The organism is Streptomyces sp. NPDC057623, from assembly GCF_042800355.1.
Classification (GTDB): Bacteria; Actinomycetota; Actinomycetes; order Streptomycetales; family Streptomycetaceae; genus Streptomyces.
This window is the reverse complement of the sequence record NZ_JBHVGZ010000011.1, coordinates 175,260-189,222: the sequence shown is the minus strand read 5'-3', so window position 1 is coordinate 189,222 and position 13,963 is coordinate 175,260. Positions and strand designations below refer to the sequence as shown.

Sequence of the window (13,963 nt, the reverse complement as noted above, 5' to 3'; positions counted from 1 at the left end):
GGCTCGCTCCAGGCACGGGAACCGAACCAGGGGCAGGAGGGGAATCAGGAACTGGAGTGGCTGGAGATACGACTTCTTGCGGAATCCGTGCTGGCGGAGAGCGCACGCCAGCAGGAGCGCCATGCTGAGGCTGACGGACGGGTTCACGCTGTTGCCCGTACAGCACGCAGGCTGGTAAGGCTGCTCGGCAGTGACCATCCGAAGTCGCTCTCCGCGCTGATCACCGTGGCCCGGGCCGAGTTCGGGTCGGCGATGGCCGCCGCCGACCGCGAACGGTGGGAGCGGGCCGCCGACGTGCTCGCGGTGGCGGCCCAGAAGGCATCCGCGGCGCTCGGCCCACGCCATCCCCTGTCTCGCTCCGCCCTCGTCAACCTTGCCACCGCGGAGTTCGAGGCGGCGCAGGCGCTCGATGACGGGCGCCGCCAGGAGCGGGCGCGGCTCATGCTCGTGGCTGCGGCCACGCATGACGAGGGGGAACAGCGGACCGCCGCGGCGCCAGCACCGTTGTCGCCGGCCCCGGCCCGGCTTCCGGAAGCCAACCGATCGGCCGAGCGGCGAAGCGCGACCCCGTACGGACACGTGCCCCGCGTACCCGAGCAGCAGCGGCCCGGCTCTGAGGAGCCCGCGACGCTGCGCTTCAGCGTGCTTGGGCCGGTGCGCGCCTGGCGCGGCGACGAGCCCCTCCCTACCGGATCCCCGCAGCAACGGGCCTTGCTGGCAACGCTGTTGCTCCGTGCAGGGCGGACGGCGACGGCGGGCGAGCTGATCGACGCCCTGTGGGGCGAGGACCCTCCCACGCAGGCACTGGCGGCGGTACGGACGTATGCCTCCCGGCTGCGGAAGGTACTGAGCCCCGGGATCCTGGTGAGTGAGTCGGGTGGCTATGCGATCCGGGGGCTGGCGGAAGGCGCCCTGGATCTTGCGGTGGCGCAGGAATTGGCCGCGGACGCCGAAAGAGCGAAGGGCACTCGCGACCTGGAACATGCGCGCGCTCTCCTCCACCGGGCGCTGTCCCTGTGGGACGGCGAGACGCTGGCGGGAATACCGGGCCCGTACGCGGAGATGCAACGGGCGTGGTTGGAGGAATGGCACCTCGAACTCCTCGAATCCCGCCTGGACATGGACCTGGAACAGGGCTACCACGCCGAGGCGATCTCGGAACTGACGGCCTTGACGGCGGCTTACCCCCTGCGGGAGCGGTTGCGCGAGCTGCTGATGCTGGCGCTGTACCGCAGCGGCCGCCGGGCGGAGGCCCTCGCCGTGTACGCCGACTCGAGGCGGTTGCTGTCGGAGGAACTGGGCGTCGACCCCCGCCCCAGCCTGCGCGACCTGCAACAGCGCATCCTCCGGGCGGACGCCGACTTGGCGGAACCATCGGCAGGAGTACCTGATCCCGCCGCCACGCCGCGGCCCACTCAACTCCCGGCAACTGTCCGCGACTTCACGGGCCGGGCCTCCTTCATCTCGGAATTGAGCGAGGCGCTGGCCTCCGCAGCGAACGGGGTGATGGCTGTTTCGACGCTGGCGGGCATCGGCGGTGCAGGCAAGACAACACTGGCCGTACAAGTGGCCCATCAGGCTCGCGGAGCCTTCCCCGACGGACAGCTGTACGTCGACCTCCAGGGCGCTGGTTCGCGGCCGGCCGGGCCGGAGACGGTACTGGGCTCGTTCCTGCGGGCTTTGGGCACGCCCGATTCCGCCATACCGGACTCGCTGGAGGAGCGGGCGGCCCTGTACCGCTCCGTCTTGGACGGCCGTCGCGTCTTCGTGCTGCTGGACAACGCGAAGGACGCGGCCCAAGTGCGTCCTCTCCTGCCTGGTACGGAGGGCTGCGCGGCGCTGGTGACGTCACGGGTGCGGATGGTGGACCTGGCCGGCGCGCATCTGGTCGACCTGGATGTGATGTCCCCCGCGGAGGCCCTTCAGCTGTTCACGAAGATCGTAGGTGCGGACCGGGTGGCGAGCGAGCGCGAGGCCACACTGGACGTGGTGGCGGCGTGCGGCTTCCTGCCGCTCGCGATCCGTATCGCCGCGAGCCGACTCGTCGCCCGGCGCACGTGGACTGTTTCGGTACTCGCGGCCAAGCTGGCGGACGAACGGCGGCGTCTGGACGAACTACAGGCCGGCGACTGGGCGGTCGGGGCGACCTTCGAGCTCGGTTACGGCCAACTGGAGCCGGCCCAGGCCCGCGCGTGCCGTCTCCTGGGCTTGCCGGACGGGCCGGACATCTCCCTGCCCGCGGCCGCGGCTCTGCTGGATCTCCCGGTGGGTGCCACGGAGGGTCTGCTGGAGTCTCTGGTCAACGTTTCCCTGCTGGAGTCTGCGGGGCCTGGGCGCTACCGGTATCACCAGTTGGTGCGGCTCTACGCGCGGGCGTGCGCGGAGCGGGACGAACAGCCCTCCTCCGAAAGGGAGTCGGCCCTCTCTCGGCTGTTGGACTTCTACCTGGCCACCGTGGCAAGGGCGTACGCGATCAACCGGCCGGGTGACATCCTCGTCGACCGTCTGGCGCCGAGGTCCGTTCCAGGGCTGGACTTCATTGCCCCGGCCACGGCTCTGAACTGGTTCGATACGGAAAGAGGCAACCTGCTGGCCTGCGCCAGACAGTCGACCAGCACACTCGCACTGCGCCGTGCCACCGACCTACTCTGGTGCACCCTCGCCCTGGACGAGCCGGGCACCGGCTTCGAGGAGTACAAGTCAGGCACCGCATTCTGGGAGTACGAGTCGGCGGCCAGGGTCCTCGGTGACGCCGCCCGGGAACACGACGACGCACACGCAGACGCGCGCGTCCTGGTCACACTGAGCACCGCCCATCATTTCGCCGGACGGTTGGACGAAGCTGACCGCGACGCGGAACACGCGATGGTGCTGGCCGATGCCGTCCAGGACCGGTTGGCGAGGTGCTGGGCCGCCAACACCCGCGGCCTGATCGCCGTTCAGCAGCAGCGCTTCACGGACAGCGAGATCCACCTGATGCAAGCTGCCGAAGGGTCCCGCGCGATCGGGAGCCTACCGGGAGAGGCAAGCGCGCTGTGCAGTCTGTCCCGGGTCTACGTCGCGACAGGCCGCATGGAACGCGCGGTCACCCTCGCCCAGCAAGGGGTCGCCATCTACGAGCAGTTGGGGGATGTCGCGCACGCTGCAAACGGCCGCTACGTCCTCGGCCTCGCTCTCCGCGCGGCGGGCCGGCTCCACGAGGCCGACGCAGAACTCCAGCGGGCACTGGCGGTGTTCCGGGACAACCGCCAGCAACTGTGGCAGGGCACCACACACTTCCGCATCGCCGAAGCGCATCTCTCCGCCAGCCAACCGGCCCTCGCGGCGCAGCACGCGGAGCAGGCACTGGCGTTGGGCTGCACCGGTGGCGAGGTGGTCCGGGCCCAGGTGCTCACGACTCTCGGCAATGCGTTGAATGCCCTTGGCCAGCTCGTCCGGGCTCAGGCGTGCTGGTACGACGCGCTGAGCATCCTTGAGCAGGCAGAAAGCCCGCAGGCCGCGGAACTGCGAGCCCTCATCCAGTCGAGAGTCAGCGCCTGACCCGCCCCGCCGCTGTCCGCTCGGCTTCTAGAGTTGCTCCGTGCACACGTATCTCACCGTGCCGCGGCGCCCAGGCAGTTCGTCCGCGCACGCGCCGTGTCTGCGGGCGACTGTCACGTGGCGGGCAGCAACAAGTGCGGAAAGGTCGCCCCAGCAATCTTCGCGAGCCGATTCAGCAATGGGTGTAGCTCGCGCTGAGGGAAGACTGCGGTTCAGGCCGTGAGTTGGTATCGGTGCTGGTCGGGGGTGGGGTAGAGGCGTTCGTGTTCGCGGGCGAGGTGGTAGGTCCAGTACTGGGGGAAGTCGCCGTTGTCGCTGAGGGCGCGGAGTTTGAGGATGGCTTCGGCGCCGGCCAGGCCCCAGCGGGCGCCGGTGATGTCGAGCCGGTCGCCGATCAGGTGGCGGCAGGCGCCCTCGATCGCGCCGGTCGCGATCGGCCAGCCGGAGGCCAGTGCGGTGTCGTAGCGGAGCTGGTCGAGGTGGCCGGTCAGGTAGCCGATGCAGGCGTCGGCGGCCTCGCGTTTCGCACCGCGTAGGCGGTCCCGGCCGGCCTGTGCGGTGATCTCGGTGGAGGCGCGGGCGGCCTGGCCGTGCAGGATCGTGATGAGGTGTCCGGCGACCCAGGCTTCGGCGTCGGCTGTGCCGGGCGGATGGAAGGCGTGCGCGGCGGCCCACAGATATTCGCTGACGTGCACGATGTGCACGGTGACGCGGCGCCGGGCGGCCTCGGCTTGGATCAGGTCGAGTTGGTGGCGGGCGCCGTCGACGAACACCACCCAGGTGCGGACATGACCGGGGTCGCGGGCTTCGGCCTGGTCGAAGGCGGCGGCGATGCTGTGCTCGGGCGGGTGGACGACGGAGCCGGTGAGCCATTTCGCGGTGCCTTCGGCCTGGGTCTCGGGGTGCGTTCGCTGCTGCGGCCGGGGGGGTGGGGCGATGATGTCGTGCGGTCGGCGCGTTGCCGGGGCGGCGTCGAAGACGCAGGCCAGGGTCGCGATGCGTATGCGGTGCGGTTTCTCGCCCGGGGCGAGGCGGGTGCGCATCTGGCGGCGGGCGGTCTGGTGGGCTTTGAGGGTGGCCGGGCGCAGGGCCTCGGGCCGTATGACGATGCCCTTGCCGTCGACCTAGAGGACCAGGAGCATATCGGCGGTCGCCAGCATCACCACCTGGTGGTAGAACGCGTCGATGTCCCGGGCCGCCGCGATCACCAGGTCCTCGGCCTGCCGTTTGCCCAGGACCTTCCCGCACCGGCGGTCGATGGCCGCCTTGGCCTGGTCGTATGAACCGCGGACGGCCTCGGTGGCGGCAAGTCGGCGCAGGCCGGTCGAGTGCCGACCGGTGGGCAGGGACAGGGCCCGGTCGGCGGGGTGGACGTTGCTCAGCTTCTTCTGCCGCCAGGCGCACCGCTCGACGGTGACGGCGCCGAAGAGACAGGCCAGCGTGCGGCAGTGGCCCGTCTCCCGGTGCGGCCGGATGATCCCGTCCGGCCCGGTCACCACGACGGCCGGCGGGCGGGCGGCTTGTTCGCGTTCCCGGCGGGCGCGCAGGTCGAGGTGGCCCTGGAATAACAGCCGCAGCAGTTCACGGCCCTGCTCCTCGATCAGCTCCTCTACCGCGTGATGCGCCAGGGCGCCGGTCGCGGGGTCGGCCAAGTCGCCTTGCAGGCACTCGAAGGCGCTGACTGCGGCAGCGAACTCATCGATGGCGTCGTACGGTTTCATCGCGCTCTTCTTTCTGCACTTCGTTTGGTTGGCACCTTCGAAGGTAGAAAGAAGAGCCGTCATCGTCCCGCCCGGTTCACGCCTTCCGGCCCGCAGGGTGGGCCAGCACGAACTGGCCGGGCTGGTCCTCGGTCAGCCAGCCCCGCTCCACCAGCCGCTTCAGCTTCCCCCGCGTTCCCTCGATCTTCGCCGTCTGCGCCGGCAGCCCGATCCTGGGCACGATCTGCTTGGCCTGCATCGACTTCGCCTGCGTCCGCGACCACCTCCAGGATGTCCCGATACACATCCGGCAACGCATCCACCGGCAACCCCTCCCGCCAGTGCGGCACCATGATCGCCCCGACCACCCAGACCGGCGGCCCACCCGCCGCCGCGGGCTCGACCGGCTCCGGGGCTGTCGGCCCTGTGTCCGCGGCGGACATCCCCGCGACCACCTCCGCCACTGTCTCCCGCGTCACCCGCAGCCGCGACCACGTCTCCCGCTCGGCCTCCAGCCGCACCGTCAGCTCCGCGATCTGCGACTCCAGCGCCTCCATCCGCTCCCGGGCCGCGGCCTCCCGTGCTCGCAGCTCCTCGATCAACGAGCCCATCGCCGTCACCTACCTGTCCCTTGCAGAAACGATAGGAGCCACGAAGCCCAGCAGCCACAGGCCCGTCAGCCGGTCCAAGTCCACGCCTGGCAGGACCACGGATACCGGAGCACCACCAACCTCACTAACCTCAATCTCCTGCAGACCGACGAGGATTCAGGTGCTTGAAGGCGTTCTCATCACGGAGAGCCTGCGGGGCGGAGCCGAGGTGACCGGCATCCCGCTGCACATCACCAAGATCACGCGGATTGACGTGACGACCACGGCACCGGATCAGCCCCAGCGGTGGACGCTGCTCGACTTCGCTGCCGAGGAAGACCATGCCGAACCGCTGGCGGAGCAGATGGCCGGTGCCCTCGCCCCCACGGGAGGCTGGTACGTCAACTACAACACGACCACCGAGGCATTCGTGATCTTCCCGGGAAAGGTCTTCCGCTACCCCCGCGGACAGGCCGAAGGCCGACACGCGGCACAAGCCCACGGCCGCTCCATCGGCATCCCCGAACCACAACTGGACTGGCAGGACTGACCCCACCGGGGAGAACCAGTCCTCCCTCAAGACGAGCTACACCCAACCCAGTTACACCGCTCGTTTGACGGACCCGGCCCGACCAGCATGGGCTTGGCTGCGCTCGCTCGTGCCAGACGTCATAGAGAACAATTATACGTTTACTTGGTGACGGCAATAGTGTTGCGGTTAGTAGATTCGCAGAGGATGGGGAGAATGAGCGGTTCGGTCGACGCGCAGGAAGCGCAGCCAAGTGCGGATACCTCCTCCCTGGCGACCCTCATTGGGCAGGACGAACTCTGCATCGAGGTGTACCGACTCGTGATCACCCAGCCTCGCTGGGGGATGGCCGAGATTGCTCAGGAGCTGCGGGTTGGTGAGCTTAAGATTCGCGCGGCGCTGAACAAACTGGCCGAGCTGTCGATGTTGTACCAGTCCGAGGGAACGAAGAACGTCGTTGCGGTTCATCCGGATGTTGGTCTGGCCAGTTACATCCACCGGCGTGAGATGGAGATCCATGCCCAGCAGATGGAGCTGGCGTCAGTTCGCGCGGCCGCTGCGGAGCTTGCGGGAACCTACGCGGTGCAGCGAGCCCAGCTCGGCAACATGGGCTTGGAGCGCCTTGAGGGCGTCAACGAGGTACGCGCCCGGCTTTCTGGGTTGGCCCGGCAGGCTACCAGCGAGTTGCTGGCCCTCATGCCCGGTGGTGCCCAGAGTCAGGAGGCTCTGGAGGCAAGCCGTCCCCTCGACGAGGAGAGTCTCAAGGCAGGTGTGTCCCTGCGTACGCTGTACCTCGACAGCGTACGCAACGACCGGGCAACGACCGAGTATGCGCAGTGGCTCTCCGAACTCGGTGGTGAGATACGGACCGCGCCGTCGCTGCCACTGCGCATGCTCATCACGGACCGATCGGTCGCCCTGTTGCCGATCGACCCGGAGGACACCCGAGCTGGCGCCGTCGTCGTAGAGGCGCCAGGCGTACTGGCCGGGCTACTGGCATTGTTCGAGCTTCTCTGGGAGCGGGCAACGCCATTCGGGACGCAGCGTCCGAATGAGTCCGATGCCCCCACTCCGCAGGAGCTCGCCCTGCTGCAGCTTGTGTCGCAGGGACATACCGACGAGGTGGCCTCTCGGAAGTTGGGCTTGTCGCTGCGCACCACGCGACGTCTGATGGCGGCCATCACCACCAAACTGGGTGCACGGAGTCGGCTTGAAGTGGGCATTCTCGCGGCGCGGGCCGGGTGGGTGTGACCAGATGGAGCGAAAGCCCAGGACGTGATCCCCAGGCCCCCGCACCTCAGTCCGCTACTTTTTCGCCCGGTTCCTTGCTGTAACGAAGTTCACCAGTCGAGGCGCTCGGGTTACCACCCTTACGACCTCCTGGTTCGCCAGGGCCGGAGCCGCTTGGTCCTCGGCCAGGCGGGTCAGCGCATCCTCCGTGATGTCCGCGCTGACCTCGATACGAGCATGCACCTTGCCGTTGATCTGGACGATGCAGGTGACTTCCTGCTCCTTGGCCAGCTGGGAGTCGACTGTGGGCCAGCCAGCGCGGGCGACGCTCGGGCGGTGGCCCAGTCGTTCCCACATCTCCTCGGCGGTGTAGGGGGCGAAGAGGGAGAGCATGACGGCGACAGCCTCTGCACCTTCGCGGGCCACGGGGTCCGCTGCGTGGCCCGCGTCGATGTGCTTGCGGAGAACGTTGACCAGCTCCATGATCCGGGCCACCACCACGTTGAAGCGGTGGGCCTCCACGAGCTGAGTCGCCTGATCGATGGTGCGGTGGACCAGGCGCCGCAGGCCGGTATCGCTGCCGTCGAGGGCTGTGTCCGGCGCGGACTCGACGTCGTCAGCCAGCCGCAGGGCGCGGGCGAGGAAGCGGGCCGAGCCAGCTGGCGAGACGTCGGCCCAGTCGATGTCGTCCTCGGGCGGACCGGCGAAGACCATCGTCAGCCGGACCGCGTCCACGCCGAACTCGGCGATCTGGCTACCCAGATCGACCATGTTGCCCTTGGACTTCGACATCGCGGAGCCGTTGAGCAGGACCTGCCCCTGGTTGAGGAGGGCAAGGAACGGCTCGGGGAAGTCGACCAGCCCGAGGTCCTGCAGGACCTTGGTGAAGAAGCGGGCGTAAAGGAGGTGGAGGATGGCGTGTTCGACACCGCCCACGTACTGGGCAACTGGCATCCAGCGGCGCACGGCCTCGGGGTCGAACGGGCCGTCCGTGTAGTCAGGGGAGCAGTACCGCAGGAAGTACCACGACGAATCGACGAACGTGTCCATAGTGTCGGTGTCCCGCTGGGCCGGCTCGCCGCAGCTCGGGCAGGGGACGTTGACCCAGTCCTTGGCAGCGGCCAGCGGAGAGACTCCCGCCGGGGCGAGATCGGCGCCGCGCAGATCGGGCAGCTGTACCGGCAGCTGGTCGTCGGGGACGGGAACCTCACCGCACGCGTCACAGTGGATGACCGGGATCGGACAGCCCCAGAACCGTTGCCGGGAGACCAGCCAGTCCCGCAGCCGGTACTGCACCCCGCCGGACCCCCGGCCCACGCGCTCCAGCTCGGCCAGGATCTTCGACGTGGCCTGGTCGCGGAGCAGGCCGTTGAGCACGCCGGAGCCGACATAGGGGCCATCCGCGTCGATCGCAGTGCCGGTCGTCGCCGGATCCTCGTCGGTCGCGACGACGGCACGGACAGGCAGCCCGAATGCGCGCGCGAAGTCGAGGTCGCGCTGGTCGTGCGCGGGTACGGCCATCACGGCGCCGCTGCCGTAGCCGGCGAGGACGTAGTCGGAGGCCCAGACCGGCACCTGCTCGCCGGTGAGCGGGTGGATCGCTGTACGACCGAGCGGTACGCCGGTCTTGTCGCGGCCGGCCGCCATGCGGTCGATGTCGGACAGCCGGCGGGTGCGCTCCAGGTAGGCGCCGAAGTCGGCGCGCTGCTCGGGCGCGCACAGCTCGGCGGCCAGCGGCGAGTCGGCGGCGACGACGAGGAACGTGGCGCCGTGGACGGTGTCGGGGCGGGTGGTGAAGACGGTGATGGGCTCGTCGCGGCCCTCCACCGGGAACTCGATGTGTGCGCCCGTCGAGCGGCCGATCCAGTTGCGCTGCATGGTCAGCACACGCTCGGGCCAGCCGTCGCGCAGTAGCTCCATGTCGTCGAGCAGCCGGTCGGCGTAGGCGGTGATGCGGAAGAACCATTGCGTGAGGTCGCGCTTGGTGACCGGGGTGCCGCAGCGCTCGCAAGCGCCTTGGACCACCTGCTCGTTGGCAAGGACCGTCTGGTCCTTGGGGCACCAGTTGACGGAGGAATTCTGCCGGTAGGCGAGGCCCTTGTCGCGGAAGCGCAGGAACAGCCACTGGGTCCAGCGGTAGTACTCCGGGTCGGAGGTGTGCAGCCTGGTCGACCAGTCGAAGGAGACGCCGTAGCGGCGGAAGGACTCCGCCTGGGTGTCGATGTTGCTGTAGGTCCAGTCCGCGGGGTGCAGATCGCGCTTGATGGCCGCGTTCTCGGCCGGTAGACCGAAGGAGTCCCAGCCGACAGGGTGCAGGACGTCGTTGCCGCGCTGCATCTGGTACCGGGCAACCGCGTCGCCGAATGCAAACGCCTCGGCGTGGCCCATGTGCAGGTCACCTGAGGGGTAGGCGAACATGTCGAGGACGTAGGCTCGTTCGCGGTCGCCACGGCCGTCGGCCGTGAAGACCTCCGACTGCTCCCACACGGAACGCCACTTGTTCTGGATAGACGCGGCGAAGTCCGCCGTGTTCTCACTCATCTCGTACTGTCCTCGCGTCAAGAACGTCGACCGTGGCCAGCCCCCAGGCTCCAGGGGCTCGCGCCAGGCTTCCGACATGTGAACCTGAACGTGGATCCTATCCCGCCCTCCGTGTCACTTTGCTGCCATGGCCCAGAGCTGCCGATCCGCAACGGCAGAGACGCCGTTGATGAATGGGATTCTCGGAGCCATGTACGCCATCCACCTTGAGGCCGACTCATGTCAACTTGATCGTTCGCAGATCAATTTCGGTGAACTAGCCCATGTGATCCCGCGGGTATCGGGCTGCCGTGTCGAACATATGTGTGCAGCGGAGCTTCCCCATTCCCGGCATATGGGCGTGGTCTTCGTATCAGCCGATTCCATCGTGGCCGCTGGCGCTGCGGTGTTGCAGGCGGTGCGGTACCTGCTCAAGGACAGCGGCAGCCGAGCCCGTCCGGAATTGCGGGCTCCGGCGGTTGGCGGGCAGCACGGTCTCTGCCACGGCGTGGTTTCCGTACGTGCCGGGTGAGGTGCGGCGGCCTCGGGAGACGGCGCCGGCCGGCGTCCGGGCCAGTGCGGTGGGCGGGGACATTGGCGCTGGAGCGTACGGAGCCGCGTGGCGTGCACACCAGCGAGGACGTCCCGCGATGGACTGCACCTGGCGCTGGGCCAACCCGCTGTGCCGGCTCACCGGACCATGGGCCGTTGCGGCAGCCATCCTCACCCCGAACCGGCACGGGCGCTTCACTCATGGACGAGTGAGGTCTTCATCTGCAAACGACGTTCGGCTGCCCGGGCCGCCGGCCGTGCCGTGCCGGCGGCGACCAGGATCAGTGCCACGATGATCAGCCAACCGATCGCCGACCAGTGCATGGCGAGAAACGTGTAAACGGCGGGAGCCCACACCGTCCCCAAGGTATTTCCCACGTGCGCGACACCCTGGTACTCCCCGCGGCGTGCGGGGTCGGACAGCTCGGCGGAGAGCCCCCAATCTGCCGCGGCAACGAACAGTTCCGAAACGGTCAACACGACGTGTCCGAACCAGATGAGAGCGATCGTCACCCATCCTGTCGTGCTGTCGGTCACCATCATCACTACGCAGGACACGGCGAGACAGATGGCGCTTCGCCAGGCCGTCCTCAGAGCCCCGGAAACCGTATGGGCGCCGCGGGATGCCCGCACCTGCAGAGTGACGACGAGTATGGTGTTGGTGGCGAACAGCCAGGCCAGAAGCCAACGTGGCGCATCTGTTTCCTGTACCAGCCACAACGGGACGACCACATTGATCAGCACCTGGCTGGTGCTGAGTACGCCGAGACAGACGTTCAGCAGCAGGAAGCCGCGATTGCGCAACGCGCCGGGTCCCAAGTCGCGCTGATCCGTACTCTCTGGAGCGTGTGCGGGGCGTGGCAGACGAGCTATCAGAGCCGCGTTGACCAGCAGCAGGGCGCCGGTGGCGAGCGGTACAGCGCGGATGGCCTGGGCGCTGTCCAGGGCCAGGGACATTCCTCCCACCAGCGCTCCGGCCGTGAAGCCGATGTTGAGGGCGCTGCGCATGTATGCCAGCGAACTGATGCGCTCTTCACCCGAGAAGGCGTTGAGCGTGTACGCACCCCTTCCGGATATGCCGGCGGCGTCGGCGAGTTCGATGGCCACGATGACGGCCAAGAAAGCCGCGAAACCATGCACCCACGGATACAGCATGTAGAGCCCACCGTGCAGGAACGCCCCGATCGCCCACATTCTCTTCGGGCCGATACGGTCCGCGACCCGCCCCAGAGGCACCGCTGCGAAGAAGCTCACTGCGCCGGCGACGGTCAGACCGAGGCCCACTTCCGCGGGGGTCAACCCGGCTATTCGGGTGAAGAATACTGCGCTCCCGGTCAGGAAACTTCCCTGCCCGAGCGCGAATAGGGCCGCTTGCAGACTCAGTCGCCGGGTCAAGCGCGCCGAAGGGAAGAGAGAGGCAAACATGATCGTGGAGTCTACCGAGTCGGCCCAGGGTTGCCGTCCTGGGTGGTTGATCCGTTGCCTTGAACAGTGCCGTCGGGCCCGTGTCGAGTGAGAATGCCCGAGGACGCGGCACGGCCATCGTTCCACGTAGATGGCAACTTCTGGCCAGCGCACCTTCGTGCCAGCGGGACTGCGTTGCGCACTTTCACTGCTGAATGTCAGGTTGGTGAGCGGCAGTCGTATGGCCTCCATTGATGCACGATTGCCGGTCGCGGCGCACTGCTAATTTGCCTGCGATCTGTTCTGCCCCGGCGGAACTTGAGTGGATAACAGACGGGAAAGGCTACGGTTGATGACGGCTGGCTGGCTCGAATCCGAGAACCCCGAGCAGCTGACTCTGGTCAGCTCACGAGACGCTTTGTCATCGGGGTACTGTGACAACGAGACCGCAGAGGCGATCACGAGCATCCTTGCGGGACCGGCGCAGGGCAGGACGGACGCGACCGCGGCTCTTGAGGAAATGCAGGGACTGCTCGAGAAGATCCGGCACACGCCGGAGGGCGTCGACCGAATCTCGCGGATGAACGCCTTCGTTCGCACTCTGGGCCGAGCGGAAAACCTTGCCGCGTTCCTCGAACTGATGCGGGCATCGTTGAAGTCCGACCGGCAGTCGGCGCACGACATCGCCGAGGAGTCCCGCGCCGATCGCGGGCACTGCATCTACGGCTGGGCGGGGCAGACGTTGATGCTGGCTTCCCAGAAGCACAACATCCCCAGTACGACGCGTGCCGGCGATGGGGTCGAGGACTTCATGGGGTACCCAGTCGCGGAATGGCACGCCAGCATCCACATCTGGCAGCCGAACCCCGAGGCGCAGGGTTTCGAGTCGACCAAGCGATACGAACCGGATGTCATCGCTGAACCGGCCCATTCGCACCCGTTCTCGTTCGTATCCTATGTTTCTGTCGGAGAGATGCGGCAGTCCATTTATGAGGAAGCCTCCGCATCCACGGCTACCGGGACCGCCGACCGCTACCAGGATGTCGATCTCGAGCGTGTGGACGGAGTCTGGCCGCCGCACCGGGAGTACGAGCGCAGCCACCTCCGGACCTCCGAGGAGCGAATCCTCCTGGAGCAGGGGCAGAGCTACTTCATGTCCACCGACCTGATCCATGATGTGGAGGTGGATCGGGCGACCGCCTGTCACCGCCCGGCGATCACATTGTTCCTGTGCTCCGAGACCACGCAGATCCCGAAGTCCTACCTAGTGCCGTCGATGGCGGAGTTCCACCGGAACAATCCCGAACTCACTGATCGCGCCAAGCCACTTGAGCCGGAAGAGTGGGACGCCAAGCTCGAAGCCACTGCCCGCTACCTGCGAGGGGAAACCGATCACCTGCGGTTGGGTGAAGTATTCGAGTGCGGCAGTTCGTACGCGTTCACGAACTCCTGATGCCCCGAGCTGGACGAGCCAGACGCGATAGGGTTCTGGTCGCTGTGCCGGTGATCACACCTGCCGCATTTCGATGCAGGAGCCCTGTTGGCCCCTTGCCGTTCCGTGCGCTGCTGACTGGCCACTTCCGGCCAGGGCACCTTCGTGCCACGGGGCACGGTTGCATAAACGATCAACGAATGGCATATTCGATGTCTGCTAGTTGAAAGTAAATCAGAATTTGCTCAGGTTCATTTGCCCCGATGGTGCGGGCGAATGAAGGGGGAGGGTGTATGGGCCGGCCGCTTTTCATTCTCGTTATTACGTGTATCGCTCTGTTCGGGGCTGTCCTCGGAACGGCGACCGATCAGGGTGGGATCGACGGCACTGACTCGCAGACAGTGGCGGTCGAAGCGCTCTCCAGCTGGGGCTGGGACTGAGGAAACAGGCCGACAAGACCACACTG

General features: G+C 67.5%; 8 protein-coding genes and 1 pseudogene. 5 read left to right on the top strand and 4 right to left on the bottom strand.

What is annotated here, in order from left to right:
- Nucleotides 1-441: 441 nt before the first annotated feature.
- Nucleotides 442-3,540 (top strand): BTAD domain-containing putative transcriptional regulator, encoded by a 3,099-nt coding sequence (locus ACFU95_RS14880; RefSeq protein ID WP_383827062.1) that lies wholly within the window; start codon nt 442-444, stop codon nt 3,538-3,540.
- A gap of 212 nt (nt 3,541-3,752) precedes the next feature.
- Here the strand turns inward: ACFU95_RS14880 and ACFU95_RS14875 are convergent.
- Nucleotides 3,753-5,261, bottom strand: a pseudogene (locus tag ACFU95_RS14875) (ISKra4 family transposase).
- A 76-nt stretch (nt 5,262-5,337) separates the two neighbouring features.
- Complete coding sequence (locus tag ACFU95_RS14870; RefSeq protein ID WP_383826994.1) at nt 5,338-5,499, bottom strand: hypothetical protein; 162 nt, start codon at nt 5,497-5,499, stop codon at nt 5,338-5,340.
- A 512-nt stretch (nt 5,500-6,011) separates the two neighbouring features.
- On the opposite strand from ACFU95_RS14870, the gene ACFU95_RS14865 reads away from it, so the two are divergent.
- Together ACFU95_RS14865 and ACFU95_RS14860 are read left to right on the top strand one after the other, a co-directional pair.
- Complete coding sequence (locus tag ACFU95_RS14865) at nt 6,012-6,380, top strand: hypothetical protein (protein WP_383826991.1); 369 nt, start codon at nt 6,012-6,014, stop codon at nt 6,378-6,380.
- 195 nt (nt 6,381-6,575) lie between these two features.
- The gene (locus tag ACFU95_RS14860; RefSeq protein WP_383826989.1) at nt 6,576-7,610 is read left to right on the top strand and encodes a helix-turn-helix transcriptional regulator; all 1,035 of its coding nucleotides are present in this window, start codon (nt 6,576-6,578) and stop codon (nt 7,608-7,610) included.
- 54 nt (nt 7,611-7,664) lie between these two features.
- Here the strand turns inward: ACFU95_RS14860 and leuS are convergent, their stop codons facing one another.
- Complete coding sequence (gene leuS, locus ACFU95_RS14855) at nt 7,665-10,130, bottom strand: leucine--tRNA ligase (protein ID WP_383826986.1); 2,466 nt, start codon at nt 10,128-10,130, stop codon at nt 7,665-7,667.
- A gap of 190 nt (nt 10,131-10,320) precedes the next feature.
- Between leuS and ACFU95_RS14850 the strand changes: the two genes are divergently transcribed.
- On the top strand, nt 10,321-10,641 hold the full coding sequence (locus ACFU95_RS14850) for a hypothetical protein (RefSeq protein ID WP_383826983.1): 321 nt from the start codon (nt 10,321-10,323) through the stop codon (nt 10,639-10,641).
- 215 nt (nt 10,642-10,856) lie between these two features.
- Here ACFU95_RS14850 and ACFU95_RS14845 read toward each other — a convergent pair whose 3' ends face one another.
- The gene (locus tag ACFU95_RS14845; protein ID WP_383826980.1) at nt 10,857-12,086 is read right to left on the bottom strand and encodes an MFS transporter; all 1,230 of its coding nucleotides are present in this window, start codon (nt 12,084-12,086) and stop codon (nt 10,857-10,859) included.
- A gap of 331 nt (nt 12,087-12,417) precedes the next feature.
- Between ACFU95_RS14845 and ACFU95_RS14840 the strand changes: the two genes are divergently transcribed.
- Complete coding sequence (locus ACFU95_RS14840) at nt 12,418-13,518, top strand: hypothetical protein (RefSeq protein WP_383826977.1); 1,101 nt, start codon at nt 12,418-12,420, stop codon at nt 13,516-13,518.
- Nucleotides 13,519-13,963 lie beyond the last annotated feature (445 nt).